Source organism: Microbacterium amylolyticum, from assembly GCF_011046975.1.
Classification (GTDB): domain Bacteria; phylum Actinomycetota; class Actinomycetes; order Actinomycetales; family Microbacteriaceae; genus Microbacterium; species Microbacterium amylolyticum.
The window spans coordinates 790,905-809,044 of sequence record NZ_CP049253.1 but is presented as its reverse complement, the minus strand read 5'-3'; the positions used below and the strand labels follow the sequence as shown (position 1 = coordinate 809,044).

Here is an 18,140-nt window from a genome sequence, read left to right as displayed (position 1 = left end):
CTTGTGTTGTGTATCGCGACGTTGCGACAGGGGTTATGTCTCGTGGATGATGCGGACGCCCCCGGCAGGGACGCAGAAGGTGCGGCCCGTTTCCTGGGTGAGGAGGTCGGTGCCGGGTGTGGCGATGTCTGCGTCGTTCTCGGCATGGTTGATGGCGATCGTGTACGAACCACGCGGCCCTTCGCGGCGGACGACCTCAAGCCCGCGCGGAGGGCGAGTGGGAGAAAGCCCCGCCTCGGCATACACCTGATCGAAGACGTGTGTGAGCGCCTCGGCGTCGAGGCGTGTCGAGATGTACCAGCCCGCACCTGATCCGTGCGCTTGGCGGGTCACAGCGGGCGCACCTGCGGCGGGCCCATCTGCGTAGTGCGCGACCACGTCGGCGCCGCGGAGTCGCAGGTCTTCCTGCCAATGGTCGGATGTCGTCACTGTGCCGTTTTCCCACTGCAGGTTGGCCGTTGTGCCACGACGCAGGGGGAGATGCTCGTGGACCTCGACGCCCAGCGCTGTACGGAGCGACGCGAGGAAGCCGCCTTCGGAAACCGCATCGTGCTCGTCGACCACGGCAGAGAAATAGGACACGACGAGGGTTCCCCCCTGCTCGACGAAGCGGGTGAGGTTTTCGGCGTCCGCTTGCCGCAGAAGGTACTGGGCGGGGGCGACGACCACCCGGTAGCGGGAGAGGTCGTGCGAAGGCAGCGCGAAGTCGGTCGTGACGCCGTCGCGCCAGAGGCGTTCATAGAACGCGCGCACTCGCTCGTTGTGATCGAGATCATCGACGGGACGCCATTCGAGATCCTGAGCCCAGAACGACTCATAGTCCCAGAGGATCGCGACGTCCGCTTTCACCCGCGAGCCCTGAAGATCGGCGATAGCGGTGAGATCTGCGCCGAGTTGTGTGACCTCCTGCCAGATACGCGAGGTCGTTCCGGCGTGGGGGAGCATTGCGGAGTGAAACTTTTCGGCTCCGCGCCGTGAAGCGCGCCACTGAAAGAACATCACGGCGTCGGCGCCGCGCGCGACGTGGGCGAGAGAGTTGCGGGCCATTTCTCCCGGCCGCTTGGCAATGCCGGTGGGTTGCCAATTGATGCCGCTCGTGGAGTGCTCCATGAGCATCCACGGCATCCCGCCGGCGACAGAGCGCGTCAGGTCGGCGGCGATCGCCAGGCCGATCTCGGGGTGCTCATCTGCCGCAACCAGATAGTGATCATCGCTGACGACGTCGACGTGCTTCGCCCATTCCCAGAGGTCGCATCCGCCGTGCTGGTTCGCCATGAAATTCGTCGTGATGGGTTGCGCCGCGTGCTGTCGAATGGCGTCGCGCTCGGCAAGGAAGCACTGTCGCAACTGGTGATCGCTGAAGCGATGGAAATCGAGTTTCTGAGCAGGGTTCACAACGCTCGGGGCTACCGCCGGCGTTGAGATGTACTCCCAGCGGCCGTAGTGCTGGCCCCAGAACGCCGTCCCCCACGCTGCGTTGAGGGCATCAAGTGAGCCGTATCGTTCGCGGAGCCAGTCGCGGAAAGCCTGCGCTGTTGTCTCGGAGTGATCGTCGAAAACAGGAGCCCCATATTCGTTGTGCACATGCCACATCACGACGGCCGGGTGGTGTGCGTATCGCTCGGCGAGCGCGGAAGCGATTCGCACGATGGCCTCGCGGTAGGCGGGCGAGGACGGGGACACCATTCCGCGCGACCCGAATCCGAGCCGGGTGCCGTCTGCTGTTGTGACACGTGATTCCGGGTAGCGGTGGAAAAACCATGCGGGAGGGGACGCCGTTGGCGTTCCCAGATCGACCGCGATTCCGCTGCCGTGAAGCAGGTCCAGGACCTCATCGAGCCACGAGAAATCGAACTGGCCCTCATCGGTCTCGATCAGCGCCCACGAGAAGATGCCGACGCTGACCAGGGTCACTCCGGCCTCGCGCATCAGGCGCACGTCTTCGAGCCATGTTTCGCGCGGCCATTGCTCGGGGTTGTAGTCCCCGCCGTAGGCGAGGCCGGTGATCGCGGGCCAGGGCTGTGTGGGCGGAAAATGCGGCATTGCGCTCCGTCGTGTTGGGCGGTCCCGTGCGGGAAGTCACACCACTGTGACCGGTCCCAGTCTTGACAAAGCGAGCGGAGAATACCAAGGGGGATACCCGAGCCGTTATGAAACTGTGACCGATCACAGGCTGCGATAAGCTCCGGCCATGAGTGGTGTGGTGAAGCGGCGCAAACCGACGATCAGAGACGTCGCCGAGGTCGCCGGTGTCTCGCGCGGAACAGTGTCACGCGTGCTCAACGGCGGGCACTGGGTCTCGCCCGACGCGCGCGAACTGGTCGAAAAGGCCATTCAGGAAACCGGATACACCGCCAACCATCACGCTCGCAGTCTGGCGACGGGGCGATCGAATTCCCTCGCCTTCCTCCTCACCGAACCGCATCACCTGCTCTTCGAAGACCCCACGTACTCGCTTCTGTTGCGCTACGCGGCTGAAGCCGTTTCGCGGCGCGGCCAGACGCTCGTCCTCCTTGCTGCGGGAACGGACGACGAGCGGGCAAACGTGCTCCAGTACGTCAACGCCGGGCACGTCGATGGTGTGATGCTCATTTCGAGCAGCGAACGCGATCCCTTCGTCGGGAACCTCGTGCGCGCGCACGTTCCTACCGTGAGCTCTGGAATTCCTCTCGGAGCACAAGACGATCTGCCCAGCGTTGCGGTCGATGAAGACGCATCGGCACGCACAATGACTCGATTCTTGAAGGAGCGCGGATACCAACGCATTGCGCACATCGCTGGCCCTCAGGACACGCCGGGTGGGCGCTTCCGCCTCGCAGGTTTTCGTGCCGAAATGGGGGACGGCCTCGATGAAGACCTCATCGCCGTTGGCGACTATGGCCGGGCGAGTGGGTATGAAGCGATGCGCGGAATCCTGTCTGCGGGGACCGCGCCAGACGCTGTCTTCGCCGCATCCGACCGAATGGCTGCGGGTGCCGTCGACGCGCTCCGGCGCGCGGGCCTCGATGTTCCCGGCGATGTCGCCGTCGCCGGATTCGATGATTCGGGCCTGGCGGCAACACATGATCCTCCTTTGACGACGATGCGTCAGCCGTGGCGCCAGATCAGCGACGAGATGGTTGACGTCCTTCTCACCGTGATCGACGGTGGCGAACCCCGGTCCGTGACGCTCGCGACCACGCTGGAGGTACGCGCCAGCACCGCGTAGCGCCGCTCGCGCTTCTCTGACTCGGCCGACGACGAATTGCGGGTCCGCGCGCACAGAGAGGCCACCGCCGCCTGTCACAATGGGGCGCGTGACGAAGATGCTCCGCGCAACCGCGCTGCTCACCGTGTCCGCTCTCGGCCTTGCCGCCTGTTCGGCAGGAGATGACGGCCTCGATGACGCCGTGTCGTCTCTGGAAACCGCGCTGGAATCCCGTGTGCTCGAAACATACCCGGAGTTCGCGGACGTCATCGAACCCCTGGCAGAGTTCCCGCTCACCGTTACGGCCGGCGAGGTCGAGCGCGGTGATGATGACGATGCCACGGTACCTCTGACCTGGGTATGGGATATCGACGGCCACGAGTGGACGTACGAGACGGCGGCAACGCTGCGCTTCGATTCCGACGCCGAGGTGTGGTCTGTTGACGCGGATCCGGCCCTGATCGCCGACGATCTCACGGCGGACGAGTCTCTGGCCGTGTCGTATGTCGCTCCGGACCGGGCCGAGATCATTGGCGCTGACGAAGAGGTGCTTGTCACCGAGCGACCTGTTGGTCGCTATGGTCTCGACAAGAGCTGGATCGATGATGACCACGTTGCCGAGAGCGCGGCGGCGGTTGCTGAAGCCGTCGACATCGATGTGGATGACTTCGTTGCTCGCGCGGAAAATATGGGCGACATGGCGTTCGTCGAGGCGATCGTTCTGCGACCTCACGATGCCGAAGAGCGCGTAGCGAATGACTTTCTTGAGATTCCGGGCGCCAATGTGATCGAAACGACAATGATGCTCGCACCGACGAGCTCCTTCGCCCGGGAGATTTTGGGCGTCGTTGGCGAAGCGACGGCCGAGATCATCGACGGTTCGGACGGCGAGATCCGGACAGGTGACATCGTGGGGCTCTCAGGCCTGCAAGCGCGCTACGACGAGGACCTCCGCGGCGCCCGCGGCATCACGATTGCCGCGGTGGTCGACGACGAGGATGCCGAGCCGCGCGTTCTCGCCGAATGGGACGCCACCCCGGCGGACCCGCTGCAGATCACGCTCAACAGCGGTCTGCAGCAGTGGGCGGAGAGCGTTCTCGGAGGAACAGGATCCGCGAGCGCGCTCGTTGTGATCGACCCCGCAACGGGCGACATTCTTGCAGCAGCGAACCGCGAAACGGGTGGGTTCGACGCGGCAACGTCCGGCAGGTACGCACCAGGGTCGACGTACAAAGTGGTCACGGCACTCGCGCTCTTGCGCTCAGGATTGTCGCCGGACGACACTGTGACGTGCTCACCCGAGCTCACCGTGGATGGCTACACCTTTCACAACCACGACGGTTACCCCGCTGATGCACTTGGCGAGATCACTCTGCGTGAGGCGATTGCGCAGTCCTGCAATACGGCGTTGATCGGCGAGCGAGATCGGATCAGCGACGCCGACCTGCGAGAGGCAGCCGAGGCGCTCGGAATCGCGGGTCCCGACGACGCCACCTCCGAAACGCAGCGCGCAGCGAACCTCATCGGCCAGGGCGTCGTCACCGCGACGCCGCGCGAGATGGCCACTGTGGCCGCTTCGGTTGCCGGCGGTCGTACCGTGTCCTCGCACATTCTCGCCGATTCGGCCGAGCAGCCGGCATCGACCCTGTCAGAGCAGGAAGCGGCGCAGCTGCATGAGCTGATGCGTACGGCCGTGACGGAGGGGTCCGCGAATCTCCTCGCGCACCTGGATCCTCCTGTGTCCGCCAAGACGGGAACAGCGGAGCACGGCGAACCCGGCGAAGACGGACAGCTGCCCACCCACGCCTGGATGATCGGATTCTCGGAGGGCATGGCAGTGGCCGTTTTCGTTGAGGAAGGGGAGAGCGGATCCTCCGTTGCCGGACCGCTCATGGAGGCCTTCTTCGCCGGTGCGTAATACGCCAGGTTCGGGCCCATAGAATCAACAGGTGACTTCCGGCGGCTCGTTCTACATCACCACGCCCATCTACTACCCCAGCGATGTTCCCCACATCGGCCACGGGTACACGACGGTGGCCGTGGACACTCTCGCGCGTTGGCATCGCCAAGCTGGGGATGACACCTGGATGCTGACCGGCACCGACGAGCACGGTCAGAAGATGATGCGTGCCGCTGCGGCCAACGGGGTAAGCCCCCAGGAATGGGTCGACAAGCTCGTCACCGAAGAGTGGTTCCCGCTTCTGGAGACCCTCGACGTCGCCAACGACGACTTCATTCGCACGACGCAGGAGCGCCACGAAGAGTCGGTGAAGGCGTTCATTCAGGCCATCTACGATCGCGGCCACATCTACGCGGGCGAATACGAGGCGCTGTACTGCGTCGGCTGCGAGGAGTTCAAGCCGGAGAGCGAGATCGTCGCGGGAACCGGGGAGTTCGAGGGCCTGAAGGTCTGCGCGATCCACTCCAAGCCGCTTGAGCTGCTGCACGAGAAGAACTACTTCTTCAAGCTGAGCGATTTCAGCGATCGTCTTCTTGCGCTGTACCGCGATCAGCCGGATTTCGTGCAGCCCGAGTCGGCGCGCAACGAGGTCGTTGCTTTCGTTCAGCAGGGGCTCAAGGATCTGTCGATTTCGCGTAGCGCCTTCGACTGGGGCATCCCCGTTCCCTGGGACGAGTCGCACGTTATCTACGTGTGGGTTGACGCTCTTCTCAACTACGCCACGGCGATCGGATACGGCGAGGACGAGAAGAGTTTCGACCGCCGCTGGCCCGGATATCACGTGGTCGGCAAGGACATTCTGCGTTTCCACGCCGTCATTTGGCCGGCGATGCTCATGGCTGCAGGCCTGGACGTTCCCCGTGGCGTTTTCGCTCACGGATGGTTGCTCGTCGGCGGCGAGAAGATGTCGAAGTCCAAGGCAACGGGTATCGCGCCCAAGATGCTCGTCGACACCTTCGGCTCTGACGCCTACCGCTTCTATTTTCTTTCGGCGATCGCTTTCGGGCACGACGGTTCCTTCTCCTGGGAAGACCTCTCTGCTCGGTACCACGCCGAGCTCGCAAACGGTTTCGGCAACCTCGCATCGCGCACCGTGGCGATGACGGCGAAGTACTTCGACGGTGTTGTTCCGGAGCCGGGCCAGTACGCCGACGTAGACCTGGCGATCCAGAAGACGATTGCCGACGCGACGACGAACGCGGATGCGGCGATCGAGCGCTTCCGAATCGACGAGGCGATCTCCTCTATCTGGACCATTGTTGACGCGCTGAACGGATACATCACCGAGACGGCACCGTGGGTGATCGCCAAGGACGACGCCCAGCGCGAACGTCTGGCAACGGTTCTCTACACGTGCCTCGAGGGGCTCCGTGCGCTGGCCGTTTTGTTGTCGCCCGTGATGCCGGCTTCCACCGAGAAGCTGTGGGAGGCACTCGGCGCCGCCGAAGCTCTCGGTGAGCTGCCGCAGCAGCCGGTACGCGATGCGGGAACGTGGGGCCAGTTGCCTTCCGGCACGCCCGTTGCGAAGCTCGCGCCGTTGTTCCCGCGCATCGAGGAGGACTGACCCTCCTCGTGGCCGAGACCTACGTAAAGCAGCGCGAGAAGGTGGGCCGTAAGGATGTGTCCCGCCCCGCGAACCCGGAGCCGCTTACCGTTCCCGTGTTCGACAATCACTGCCACTTGGAAATCGCCGACGGTGACGATGCGCTGACGCTTGCTGAGCAGCTCGATCGCGCGGCGGCGGTCGGCGTTGCCGGCGTTGTGCAGGCATCGGGCGATATCGCGTCGTCCCAGTGGGCTGCCGAGGCGGCAGAAAGCGATTCTCGCGTGCTCGCCGCCGTCGCGATCCATCCGAACGACGCACCCATCTACGCCGCCGAGGGGCGTCTCGATGAGGCGATCAGGATCATCGATGAGCTTGCCGGGCGCCCGCGTGTGCGTGCCATCGGCGAAACCGGCCTCGACTACTTCCGCACGGATGAAGAGGGCCGGCCCGCGCAGATGGCCTCGTTTGAGGCACACATCGCCCTGGCGAAGAAACACGGCATCGCGATGCAGATCCATGATCGCGAGGCGCACCGCGACGTGCTCGACACGCTCATCCGCGTCGGGGCGCCGGAGCGGACGGTGTTCCACTGCTTTTCCGGCGATGAGGACATGGCTCGCGAGGCGGCTGAGCACGGGTACTGGCTGTCCTTCGCCGGCAATGTGACGTTCAAGAACGCGCAGAATCTGCGCGATGCCCTCGCCGTCACACCCCGCGAGCGGATCCTCGTCGAAACCGACGCTCCGTTCCTCACGCCGGCGCCGTTCCGCGGTCGGCCCAATGCGCCGTATCTCGTGCCTATCACGATGCGCTTCATGGCGGCAGAACTCGGTGCGGACGTCGACGAGCTGTGCGCCCAGGTGCGACAAAACACCATCGACGTATACGGAGAATTCGCATGAGTATCCGATTGCTTGGCGCCTCCGACATTCGTCGACTGGCGACGGAACTTGACGTCACGCCGACGAAGAAGCTCGGACAGAACTTCGTCGTCGACGCCAACACCGTGCGCAAGATCGTCGCGGCGGCGCGGGTTGTGCGAGGAGAACGCGTCGTCGAGATCGGGCCGGGGCTGGGGTCGTTGACCCTGGCCATCCTGGAAACGGGAGCCGATGTGACGGCCGTGGAGATCGACTCTCGGCTGGCATCACGGTTGCTTCAGACGGCGTCCGAACAGGGCGTGCCGGATGGCGCGCTGACGGTGGTCGAACACGATGCGATGACCGTAACGGGCCTCCCCGGCGACCCACAGGTGCTGGTCGCGAACCTTCCGTACAACGTGTCGGTTCCGGTACTGCTTCACTTCATGGAGACGTTCGAGAACCTGCGGCGCGGCGTTGTGATGGTGCAGGCGGAAGTCGGTGAGCGTCTCGCGGCTGAGCCTGGATCGAAGATCTATGGTTCCCCGAGCGCGAAAGCGGCGTGGTACGGAGACTGGCGCCTCGCCGGCACCGTCTCGCGCCGTGTGTTCTGGCCCGTTCCGAACGTCGACAGCGTTCTGGTCGGGTTTGAACGCGCGGATGCGGAACTCGGATCGCTGGCGGAGCGCAAGCAGACGTTCCGGCTCATCGATCTGGCGTTTCAGCAACGGCGGAAGATGCTCCGCCAGGCGCTGTCGAAGGATCTCGGTGGAACGGCAGCGAGTGCGTCAGCCATTCTCGAGAGGGCCGACGTCGCACCGACGGCGCGGGGTGAGGAACTCACCGTGCACGACTTCCTCCGGGTTGCGCGCAGTATGACGGATTCCGACGCAATCAGCTGAGCGGTTTCGTCACGGCTCTGGCAAGGAAGACGAACGCCGCCAGGCCTCCTGCGACAACCGCGAGGCCGATTGCGGTGCTTCCCGTCAGCGCAAGCGCAACGTATCCGAGGAGAGCGGATGTTGCCGCTACTCCGACATAGGGAAGCTGCGTGATCACGTGCGTGATGACGTTGCTGGCCGCACCCGTCGCCGACAGGATGGTGGTGTCGGAAATCGGCGATGAGTGATCGCCGGCGACGGCTCCGGCGAGCACCGCGCCGAGAACCGGCAAGAGCAGCGATGGCTCGTCCATCGCGTTGACGATGCCTCCGGCCAGCGGAAGCAACAGCCCGAACGACCCCCAGGACGTTCCCGTCGCGAAGGCCATCCCCGCGGCGAGAACAAACACGATCGGGACCAGCCACAGCGCCGGAAGGTTGGCGTCGACGATGAGGTCGCCGAGGAAGGTTCCCGTGCCAAGTTGTTCAATGAGATCGCCGAGCATCCAGGCGGGGATCAAAATCCCGACAGCAGGCATCATGGACTTCACGCCCTCCGACCAGCCGCGGCCGAACGTTCGCGCGGTGAATTCCGCGTTGCCGCGTGTGTTCACCACGTAGAAGATGACAGCGGCCGTGAGCCCGAGAGCCACCCCGAACAGCAACGCCGTGCTCGCATCGGTATCCGCGAGAATGTCGATGAGATTCCAGCTGCCCGATGCCGCACGGCCCGTCCAAGCGATGCCGGCGAAAACACCGACGACAAGAAGCACGAACGGGATGAGAAGCGCGTGGATCGATCCGGGTCGGTGCGCGGGAAGATCTTCCGACAGCTGACCGGGAACCGTGTCGTTGGCATCAAAGGTCTGTCCGGTCGTGACAGCGCGCTGTTCTTCGCGACGCATCGCCCCGATATCGATCCGGAACACGATCGTGAGCCACACGAGCACGACGGCAGCGATGGCGTAATAGTTGGCTGCGGCCGCTCCGGCGAAAGCGAGGATTCCGCTCATCTCGAGCGAGGACGCAGCGATGATCGGAGCGAGAATGCCGAGGATGTACGCGCCCCAGCTGGAGACGGGCGAGAGCACAGCGACGGGCGCTGACGTCGAGTCGATAATGTAGGCAAGTTTCGCGCGCGAAACGCGGTGTTGATCCGTGACCGGGCGGGAGATCTGACCGACAGCGAGCGCGTTGAAATAGTCATCGATGAAGATGACGATGCCGACGATCGCGGGCAGAAAGAGCGCCCCGCGCCGATTGTCGATGCGCCGTGACGCCCAGGCGGCGAATGCCGCTGTTCCGCCAGACATGGTGATGAACGCCGCCACAACGCCGAGCAGGAGCGTGAAAATCAGGATGAAGACGTACCACGTGTTAAGGCCGTCGTCCCAGAAGATCACGGCGAAGGCGTTCCACACGGCGAGGGCGGTGTCGACCGGATGGAGATTGTTGATCAAAAGCGCTGCGGAGACGACGCCGATCCCGAGGCTGAGCAAAACGCGCTTGGTAATGATGACAAGCGCGATGGCGAGGATGGGCGGCAGGAGCGTGAGCAGCGGGAACGCCGTGGTGAGCTCGGACATGATCCCTTTCGGCGCGGAGAGGTCAGGCTTCCCATCCAACCGGGTATGTCGTTCCATGTCGAAGCGATACATGGGGGAGAGTAGCGTACACCGGGTGACCGATGACGCTCTCTTTCGCACGGCGACGGATATCGCCGACCTCCACCGCCCCTATACCGCTGCAACCGATCGATACGCTCGCGGAGGCTACCGCCGCGTCGGCAGCAGCGGTCTTCACCTGCCGCCCATTTCGCTCGGACTCTGGTGGAACTTCGGCGACAACATTCCGATGGACAACCAGCGCGCGCTGATCCGGCACGCTTTCGACGCGGGCATCACCCACTTCGATCTGGCCAACAACTACGGTCCCCCCTACGGATCGGCAGAGAAGAACTTCGGCAGGATTCTGCGCGAAGACCTCGCGCCGTACCGCGATGAGCTCATCATCTCCTCCAAGGCCGGATACGACATGTGGCCGGGGCCGTACGGCGATCGGGGCTCGCGAAAGTACATTCTTGCGAGCGCCGATCAGGCCCTCGATCGCATGGGTCTCGAGTACGTCGACATTTTCTACTCCCATCGCGAGGACGAGGGCACGCCCCTGGAAGAAACGATCGGCGCTCTCGACACGCTTGTCCGTCAGGGGAAAGCCCTGTACGTCGGGATCTCCTCGTACTCGGCCGAGCGCACACGCACAGCCGGAGAGATCGCTCGCTCTCTTGGCACTCCGCTGGTGATCCATCAGCCGAGCTATTCGATTCTCGATCGCTGGGTTGAGGGCGGGCTCACGGATGCTTTGCGTGATGAGGGAATGGGGGCGATCGCTTTCGTTCCTCTGGCGCAGGGACTATTGACGGGCAAGTACCTGGGCGACGGAACCGCCGAGCGGGCTCAGCAGCGCGGTTCTTTGCCTCCGACGCGTCTCACGCCGCAGGCGTTGGAGATCCTCCGTGGGCTCGGCGATATCGCTTCCGCTCGCGGACAGAGCCTGGCGCAGATGGCTCTGCAGTGGGTTCTCCGGGACCGTGTCGTGGCATCAGCTCTGATCGGCGCCTCGCGTCCCGAGCAACTGGACGAGAACCTCGCTGCCCTCGACGCGGCACCGTTCTCGGATGAGGAACTGACCCGTATCGATCAGATCTCGGCGGGTCTGCCGGGAGGACCGGGAAGCGCCTTCGAGAAGTAGTGCACGCGCCGCGCGGGTGATCACCGCGCGGCGCGTCATCTTCGTGCCAGGCGGTCTCGCATCGGTCGGGAAGGCCGGGCGCCGCGAGATACGCTGAAGGTATGTCGCTGGCGGAAGAATTCCAGGGGGTGCGCGTACGCGCACCCGGCAAAATCAACGTGTTCCTCGCCGTAGGGGCGTTGCAGAGTGATGGCTACCACGAGCTGGCGACGACATTCCAAGCGGTGTCGCTGTTCGAAGATGTTGTGGCGACGCTGTCAGACGATTTCACGATCAGCGTGACCGGATCGGTCGACGTTTCCGGAGTGCCAGCCGACGAGACCAACCTGGCTCTTCAGGCAGCGCAGCTTCTCGCCACGGAGACAGGCTACGAGGGCGGTGTGCACCTCGACATCCGCAAAGAGGTTCCCGTTGCTGGCGGTATGGGAGGCGGTTCCGCGGATGCGGCTGCGGCCCTTGTCGCCTGCGATGCGCTGTGGGGAACCGACCTCAGCTCACAGGAGCTCCACCGACTTGCCGCGCAGCTCGGCGCAGATGTCCCCTTTGCCCTCAAAGGGGGCACAGCGGTGGGCACTCGCCGCGGCGACGAGCTGAGCGCTGCACTCGCGCACGGGCGCTTTGAATGGGTCATTGTGCCGAACCCCGTTGGGCTGTCGACCCCGGCCGTGTACCGGGAGGTAGACCGGCACAGAGGAGAGCACCAGGAGGCGCTCGGGGAGGTTTCTGCGACGCCGTCTGTTGATGCCGGTGTGCTCCAGGCACTGCGGGCCGGAGATGCGCGCCTTCTTGCCGATGTCATCCGCAACGATCTGCAAGCGGCAACGTTGCGACTGCGCCCGGATCTTGCCGACGTTCTCGAATTCGGGGAAACCTCCGGAGCGCTGGCGGGTCTCGTCTCGGGATCTGGGCCGACGGTCGCGTTCTTGGTGGAGGACACCACGAAGGCAGACGAACTTCGTCGAGTGCTGATGTCCGCCGGACACGAGGCGATCCACGTCTACGGTCCCGTCCACGGCGCGCGCATCGTCTGAGCCCGTCGCGATAGGTTCGGAAGATGGCACGCATCGATCTGAACAGCGACGTCGGTGAGTCTTTCGGGGCCTGGACGATGGGCGACGACGCCGCCATACTTCCGAGTATCTCCAGCGCCAACGTCGCCTGCGGGTTCCACGCGGGCGACCCAGCGGGAATTCGGGCGACGCTCCGCTCCGCGCGTGGGGCAAACGTGAGCGTCGGCGCTCACGTTGGGTACCGGGACCGCGCGGGTTTCGGACGACGCTTTCTCGATTGCGCGCCGGCGGAACTCGCGGCAGACATCGTCTACCAGATCGGGGCGTTGCAGGCGCTTGCGGCGGCCGAGGGTGTCGCCGTCCGGTATGTCAAACCGCACGGCGCCCTGTACAACGCGATCGTTCGGCACGAGGGGCATGCCCGCGCCGTCGTTGACGCCGTTCGCGACGTCGATGCATCGTTTCCGCTTGTTGGGCTCCCGGGATCTCTCGTGCTGGACATCGCCGAGCGCTCCGGGCTGCGCGTCGTGCGCGAGGCCTTCGCGGACCGTGCGTACACCGCCGGGGGCGAGCTTGTTCCTCGCCGGGAGCCCGGCGCCGTCATTCATGATGTGTCCGCTGTCGCGGAGCGCGTGCTGCGCCTCGTCACAGAAGGAGTCGTTCGCGCCGCAACCGGGGAGCTGGTGCGTGTCGACGCCGAGAGTGTCTGCGTGCACGGGGACACCCCTGGCGCGGTGGCGATGGCCGCCGAAGTGCGCAGAACGCTCGATGAGGCTGGCGTCGAGATTGTGAGGTTCGCATGATCACTCGGCGAGCCAGCGTGTGGACCCGGGCTGCGGAGAAGAGGCCGTGACCGAGATGCGGCGGGCAGGGGAGCGGGGGCTTCTTCTGGAAGCACCGTCCCTCGCCGGCGTGATGGCGCTTCACGCCCGCCTTCTCGCCGAGCCGCTGGCGGGGCAGCTCGACGCGGTCGCGGCAGCGCGGACCGTCCTCGTGACGTTTCAGACCGCTCGCCATGCGCGCCGTGCGGAGGCCATCATCCCTGTTCTCGAGGTTCCCGAGAACGAGGTTGCGGCGGGTCGAGACATCGAGATCGAGGTTGAGTACAACGGCGAGGATCTTGCCGACGTCGCGGACATGACCGGCATGTCTGTTGCGGCGGTCATTAACGCACATACGGACACTCCGTGGCGGGCAGCATTCGGCGGTTTTGCGCCCGGCTTCGCGTATCTGGCCGACGGCGACACCCGTCTCCAGGTGTCTCGCCGGGAAACTCCTCGCACCCACGTTCCGGCAGGATCTGTTGGGCTCGCGGGCGAGTTTTCGGCGGTCTACCCGCGGGCGTCACCGGGCGGGTGGCGGCTGATTGGCCGCACCGATGCGGCCATGTGGGATCAGAGACGCGATTCCCCCGCCCTTGTCCGTCCGGGGGATACCGTGCGCTTTCGTGCTGTTCGCGCCACCACGACGATTGCGTCGGCAACCAGAGCGCAGCGCTCGGCGGAGCCGGATATGTCAGCACCGGACAGCGCACACGGGCTACAGATTGACGCGCCCGGTCCGCGATCGCTCGTTCAAGACCGAGGGCGTCCCGGCCACGCCGATCTGGGTGTTACCGCGTCCGGTGCCGCCGACACCGCTTCAGCGCTGTCGGCCAATCGCCTCGTCGGAAACGATCGAGACGCGGCCGTGATCGAGTCCTTGCTGGGCGGTCTCACGGTCACGGCCCGTGGCGACCAGGTTCTCGCTCTCACGGGCGCCATCGCCGGCGCTCACATTGGCGAGGAAGAGATCGCCTTCGGATCTCCGTTTCTCCTCCGCAATGGGGAAACGCTGACGGTCGGAACGCCGGATCACGGTCTCCTGACCTACGTCGCCGTTCGCGGCGGCATCGATGTTCCGGCCTTTCTCGGAAGCCGCTCCGCCGACACGCTCAGCGGAATCGGCACGCCCGCGCTCGCGGCGGGGCAGATGCTCGCGGTGGGTTCCTCGACGGCCGGAGCCGTGGGAGCGCCGGAAGAGCCCGCTACCGAAACCCGCACCCTGCGTGTCATCCCTGGTCCGCGCACCGAGTGGTTACCCGACGGCGAGTTCGATGCGTTTCTGGGTATGTCGTGGGTTGTCAGCGATGAGGTGAACCGCGTGGGAATCCGGCTCGAGTCGGCTGCCGACGGACGAGCGTTGCGGCGTCGGCAGGGGGAGCTTCCCAGCGAGGGGATGGTGCGTGGCGCGATCCAGGTCCCGCCGTCCGGGATGCCGGTCATCTTCGGGCCCGACCACCCCGTGACGGGTGGGTATCCCGTGATCGCCGTCGTCATCGACACCGATGCCGCGGCGCAACTGCGCCCTGGCGAGAGCATTCGCTTCGCGGTGTAGTCAGAGACCAGGGCGCTTCGAAAAACTGGGACAACGAATTGTGCGGAGGCTGTCGATATCCGGCATGCGTGTTCGTCATCATGGTGTCGGGTCGTTCGGTCCGGCGCCATCGCCCGTTATTGCTACGGGCGCTACCAAGGAGGAACTGTGAAGTACGCACTGCTGCTGATGGGACACGTCGACGATCCGAACTGTGGTGAGGACGGCGGAGCCAGCCCCGAAGAGTTTTTCGCGTTCGACAAGGAGATCACCGAGGCGGGCGTCGTGGTCACCTCGTTCGCTCTCGAGGACGACGCGGCCGCCGGTGTCATCGTGCAAACGGACGGCGCCGGCGAGCGTGTTGTGTCATCGGGGCCGTACGCCGAGGTACGTGAATTCGTCGGGGGTGGCTACATCATCGATGTTCCCGGCATCGACGAGGCGATCGACTGGGCGAAGAAGAGCCCGGGTTCGGCTCCCGGCGGTCACGTCGAGATTCGTGCCGTCGCGCCCTACTGAGCCATGCCGGACGCACGTCTGAGCGGTGCCGACGGATCTGCCGTTGGCACCGCCGCGGCGCTGACACGTGATGAGCGCACATCGATCATCGCGGCGCTGACACGTCGCTTCGGAGACCTGGACCTCGCGGAGGACGCGCTGCAGGATGCCACGGTGCGGGCATTGCGCAGTTGGCCGAAAACGGGTGTGCCCGCCGTACCCGCCGCCTGGCTGATGACGGCGGCGAAGCGCCGCGCGATCGACGTCGTGCGGCGCGACGCGGTTCAGCAGCAAAAGGTCGCTGAGCTTCGACACGATGCGTTTCGTGTCGGAGCGTCGCACGGCGCCGATGATCCGGCAGATGTGCGGGAGGACGAGAGCGGGGTGGACGACCGGCTCGGTTTGTTCTTCGCCTGTGCTCACCCGGCTCTTTCCGCCGATGATCGCGCCGCGCTGATGTTGCGATTTCTTGCGGGACTCACAACGGTGGAGGTAGCCCACTCTCTGCTGGTACCCGTTCCGACCATGCAGCAACGTCTCATCCGTGCGAAGAAGCGGATTCGTACGCTGGGAATCCGCTTCAGCGTTCCGCGACACCGAGATCTTCCGGAGCGATTGAGCGGTGTTTTGCAGGTTGTCCTGCTGATGTTCTCCGAGGGTTTCGCGCGGTCGACCGGGCCGGAGCACACCCGTGACGACCTCACGGAAGAGGCGATCCGTCTGGCTCGTATGTTGTACGCGCTGATGCCAGGATCAGCGGAGACCGCGGGTTTGCTGTCGCTGCTGTTGCTGACGCAGGCACGGCGTCCCGCACGCGTAGACGGCTCCGGACGCCCTGTCCCGCTGGCCGACCAGGACCGGTCGCTGTGGGCGGCAGAGCTCGTGTCGGAGGGCGCGCGGCTGGCCGAGATGGCAGCGGGCTCCCCAGGGGCCGGTTCCTGTGCCATTCAGGCGGCTATCGCGGCTGTCCACGCGGAAGCGGAGAGCATCGACAGTACTGACTGGGCGCAGATCGCCGTGCTGTACCGCATGCTCGGGGCGTATGAGCCCGGCCCCGTTGTCCGTCTCGGGCACGCCATCGCGTGCGGGCGGGCGCAGGGGTTCGAGGTCGGCCTGAGGATGCTCGACGAGATGACGGGTGATGCGGCGATGGCGCGCTTTCGTCCATTTCACATCGCTCGAGCAACAACCCTCGGTGAGCTGGGCCAGACCGCGCAGGCGGCTGCTGCCTTTCGGCGGGCTCTCGATCTCCCGGGAAACGCTGCCGAGGATGTTCTGCTGAACGAGCTGCTCGCCGAGCTCAGCTGAGGAGTTCGCTCAGCTCTAGCCAGCGTTCTTCGAGGGCGTCGTTTTGCTCCTGGAGATCGCGGAGCTTGCCATTGAGAATGCCGAGACCTTCGAAGTCACCCTGATCGTGCGCCGCCATCTCTGCGTGCGTTGCTTTGACCTTCACCTGCAGGTTCGCGAGTTTGCGCTCGATCGCGCTCAGCTCTTTTTCTGCCGAGCGCCGCTCGGAACCCGACAGCTCCGGTTCCGCGGTCGCTGTCGTCTGCGCCTGCTTGTTTCCGGGGGAGGAGCCGGACGCAGCCTGGGCGGCACGCAGTTCGAGGTACTGATCGACTCCGCCGGGAAGATGTCGAAACCGGCCGTCGAGGACCGCGTACTGCTGATCCGTGACGCGCTCGAGCAAGTAACGATCGTGGCTGACGACCAGCAACGTCCCCGGCCAAGAATCGAGCAGGTCTTCCATCGCCGCGAGCATGTCGGTGTCGAGATCGTTGCTGGGCTCGTCCAGGATCAGCACATTCGGCTCGTTGAGCAGAACGAGCAGCAGCTGCAGACGGCGCTTCTGTCCGCCCGAGAGGTCCTTTACCGGCGTCGACAGCTCACTGGTGCGAAATCCGAGTCGTTCCAGCAGCTGCGACGGTGAGAGTTCCTTGTCGCCTGAGACGTAGGACGATTTCTGCCGCGCGAGAACTTCTCGTACCCGTAGTTCGCGTACCTCATCGAGCTCCTTGAGTCGCTGATCCAGGTACGCGATTCGTACGGTCTTTCCTCGTTTGACGCGACCCGATGTGGGTTCGACGGCACCTGAGATCAGGCCGAGCAAAGTTGACTTTCCGGCACCGTTCGCGCCGAGGATTCCTGTGCGTTCTCCCGGGGCGATGCGCCAGGTGACATCATTCAAAACGTCGCGCTCGTCGTACACGACGCCGGCATCCAACAGGTCGACGACGTCCTTGCCGAGGCGAGCCGTTGCCAGCTGCGTCAGCTGAACGGCATCGCGCACGGGTGGCTCGTTCTCGATCAGCTGATTGGCGGCATCGATGCGGAACTTCGGCTTTGATGTGCGGGCGGGGGCGCCGCGTCGCAGCCACGCGAGCTCCTTACGCATGATGTTCTGTCGCTTTTCTTCCGCGACAGCCGCCTGCCGCTGTCGCTCGACACGCTGCAGAACGTACGCGGCATATCCGCCCTCGAAGGGGTCGACGATTCCGTCGTGCACTTCCCACATGCGTGTGCACACGGCATCGAGGAACCACCGGTCGTGGGTCACCAGCAACAGCGCGCCCTGATTCTTCTGCCAGCGGCGATCGAGGTGCTGCGCCAGCCAGGAGATTCCTTCAACATCCAGGTGGTTGGTGGGCTCGTCAAGAGCGATCACATCCCAGTCGCCGACGAGGAGCTTCGCGAGGGCGACGCGGCGACGCTGTCCGCCAGAGAGGCTCGTGACATCGGCCGCGAGATCGAGGTCTCCTGTGAGCCCGTCGAGAACATCGCGGATGCGCGCGTCGCCCAGCCAGGTATGTTCATCGGCATCGCCGACGATCGCGTGCTGAACCGTTCCGCCGCCGGGAAGATCGTCTTCCTGCGCCAGCATTCCGACCCGCAACGCGTTCCTCTGCGTGACGCGTCCGTCATGGGGCGCCATGCGCTGCATCAGCACCTTCATGAGCGTTGATTTGCCGTCGCCGTTGCGTCCCACAATGCCGACGCGGTCGCCGTCGGCCACTCCGACCGTGACGCCGTCGAGAACGGTTTTCGCGGGGAAGTCGACCCGCAGGTCCTCGCCTCCGATGAGGTGGGCCATGT

14 protein-coding genes are annotated in these 18,140 nt (G+C 64.9%); 11 read left to right on the top strand and 3 right to left on the bottom strand.

The window, feature by feature from the left end; genetic code table 11:
• Positions 1-33: 33 nt before the first annotated feature.
• Entirely contained in the window at positions 34-2,043 is a 2,010-nt protein-coding gene (locus tag G6N81_RS03995) for a beta-galactosidase (protein ID WP_165133404.1), read from the bottom strand.
• A 148-nt stretch (positions 2,044-2,191) separates the two neighbouring features.
• Here G6N81_RS03995 and G6N81_RS03990 point away from each other — a divergent pair, with 148 nt between their 5' ends.
• From G6N81_RS03990 to rsmA, 5 genes are all read left to right on the top strand, one after another.
• The gene (locus tag G6N81_RS03990) at positions 2,192-3,208 is read left to right on the top strand and encodes a LacI family DNA-binding transcriptional regulator (protein WP_165133401.1); all 1,017 of its coding nucleotides are present in this window, start codon (positions 2,192-2,194) and stop codon (positions 3,206-3,208) included.
• 97 nt (positions 3,209-3,305) lie between these two features.
• On the top strand, positions 3,306-5,105 hold the full coding sequence (locus G6N81_RS03985) for a penicillin-binding transpeptidase domain-containing protein (protein WP_241245109.1): 1,800 nt from the start codon (positions 3,306-3,308) through the stop codon (positions 5,103-5,105).
• A gap of 31 nt (positions 5,106-5,136) precedes the next feature.
• Positions 5,137-6,711 (top strand): methionine--tRNA ligase, encoded by a 1,575-nt coding sequence (gene metG, locus G6N81_RS03980; protein WP_165133395.1) that lies wholly within the window; start codon positions 5,137-5,139, stop codon positions 6,709-6,711.
• A gap of 8 nt (positions 6,712-6,719) precedes the next feature.
• Positions 6,720-7,595: a TatD family hydrolase gene (locus G6N81_RS03975; RefSeq protein ID WP_165133392.1), complete on the top strand. Its 876-nt coding sequence runs from the start codon at positions 6,720-6,722 to the stop codon at positions 7,593-7,595.
• Positions 7,592-8,455: a 16S rRNA (adenine(1518)-N(6)/adenine(1519)-N(6))-dimethyltransferase RsmA gene (gene rsmA / locus G6N81_RS03970; protein WP_165133389.1), complete on the top strand. Its 864-nt coding sequence runs from the start codon at positions 7,592-7,594 to the stop codon at positions 8,453-8,455. Before G6N81_RS03975 ends, rsmA begins: the two co-directional genes overlap by 4 nt.
• Here the strand turns inward: rsmA and G6N81_RS03965 are convergent.
• Positions 8,448-10,019, bottom strand: a complete 1,572-nt coding sequence (locus G6N81_RS03965; protein ID WP_165133386.1) for a Na+/H+ antiporter NhaC family protein — start codon at positions 10,017-10,019, stop codon at positions 8,448-8,450. The two genes, rsmA and G6N81_RS03965, sit on opposite strands and share 8 nt — an antisense overlap.
• A gap of 94 nt (positions 10,020-10,113) precedes the next feature.
• On the opposite strand from G6N81_RS03965, the gene mgrA reads away from it, so the two are divergent.
• From mgrA to G6N81_RS03935, 6 genes are all read left to right on the top strand, one after another.
• The gene (mgrA, locus tag G6N81_RS03960; RefSeq protein ID WP_277602644.1) at positions 10,114-11,184 is read left to right on the top strand and encodes an L-glyceraldehyde 3-phosphate reductase; all 1,071 of its coding nucleotides are present in this window, start codon (positions 10,114-10,116) and stop codon (positions 11,182-11,184) included.
• Positions 11,185-11,285: 101 nt separating this feature from the next.
• The gene (locus G6N81_RS03955) at positions 11,286-12,215 is read left to right on the top strand and encodes a 4-(cytidine 5'-diphospho)-2-C-methyl-D-erythritol kinase (protein WP_165133383.1); all 930 of its coding nucleotides are present in this window, start codon (positions 11,286-11,288) and stop codon (positions 12,213-12,215) included.
• 23 nt (positions 12,216-12,238) lie between these two features.
• Complete coding sequence (locus G6N81_RS03950) at positions 12,239-12,997, top strand: LamB/YcsF family protein (RefSeq protein ID WP_165133380.1); 759 nt, start codon at positions 12,239-12,241, stop codon at positions 12,995-12,997.
• Positions 12,998-13,052: 55 nt separating this feature from the next.
• On the top strand, positions 13,053-14,570 hold the full coding sequence (locus G6N81_RS03945; protein ID WP_165137741.1) for a 5-oxoprolinase subunit B/C family protein: 1,518 nt from the start codon (positions 13,053-13,055) through the stop codon (positions 14,568-14,570).
• Positions 14,571-14,717: 147 nt separating this feature from the next.
• Positions 14,718-15,068: a YciI family protein gene (locus G6N81_RS03940; RefSeq protein WP_165133377.1), complete on the top strand. Its 351-nt coding sequence runs from the start codon at positions 14,718-14,720 to the stop codon at positions 15,066-15,068.
• Between the two features lie 3 nt (positions 15,069-15,071).
• Positions 15,072-16,355, top strand: coding sequence for an RNA polymerase sigma factor (locus G6N81_RS03935; RefSeq protein ID WP_165133374.1), 1,284 nt, complete (start codon positions 15,072-15,074; stop codon positions 16,353-16,355).
• Here the strand turns inward: G6N81_RS03935 and G6N81_RS03930 are convergent.
• Positions 16,348-18,138 (bottom strand): ABC-F family ATP-binding cassette domain-containing protein, encoded by a 1,791-nt coding sequence (locus tag G6N81_RS03930; protein ID WP_165133371.1) that lies wholly within the window; start codon positions 18,136-18,138, stop codon positions 16,348-16,350. The genes G6N81_RS03935 and G6N81_RS03930 overlap by 8 nt on opposite strands.
• Between the last annotated feature and the right edge of the window lie 2 nt (positions 18,139-18,140).

What these genes read in the sequence shown, in the direction of transcription:
- G6N81_RS03995 (WP_165133404.1), bottom strand. Translation starts at nt 2,043, where the DNA reads ATGCCGCATTTTCCGCCCACACAGCCCTGGCCCGCGATCACCGGCCTC.
- G6N81_RS03990 (WP_165133401.1), top strand. Translation starts at nt 2,192, where the DNA reads ATGAGTGGTGTGGTGAAGCGGCGCAAACCGACGATCAGAGACGTCGCC.
- G6N81_RS03985 (WP_241245109.1), top strand. Translation starts at nt 3,306, where the DNA reads ATGCTCCGCGCAACCGCGCTGCTCACCGTGTCCGCTCTCGGCCTTGCC.
- rsmA (WP_165133389.1), top strand. Translation starts at nt 7,592, where the DNA reads ATGAGTATCCGATTGCTTGGCGCCTCCGACATTCGTCGACTGGCGACG.
- G6N81_RS03965 (WP_165133386.1), bottom strand. Translation starts at nt 10,019, where the DNA reads ATGTCCGAGCTCACCACGGCGTTCCCGCTGCTCACGCTCCTGCCGCCC.
- G6N81_RS03955 (WP_165133383.1), top strand. Translation starts at nt 11,286, where the DNA reads ATGTCGCTGGCGGAAGAATTCCAGGGGGTGCGCGTACGCGCACCCGGC.
- G6N81_RS03950 (WP_165133380.1), top strand. Translation starts at nt 12,239, where the DNA reads ATGGCACGCATCGATCTGAACAGCGACGTCGGTGAGTCTTTCGGGGCC.
- G6N81_RS03945 (WP_165137741.1), top strand. Translation starts at nt 13,053, where the DNA reads ATGCGGCGGGCAGGGGAGCGGGGGCTTCTTCTGGAAGCACCGTCCCTC.
- G6N81_RS03935 (WP_165133374.1), top strand. Translation starts at nt 15,072, where the DNA reads ATGCCGGACGCACGTCTGAGCGGTGCCGACGGATCTGCCGTTGGCACC.
- G6N81_RS03930 (WP_165133371.1), bottom strand. Translation starts at nt 18,138, where the DNA reads ATGGCCCACCTCATCGGAGGCGAGGACCTGCGGGTCGACTTCCCCGCG.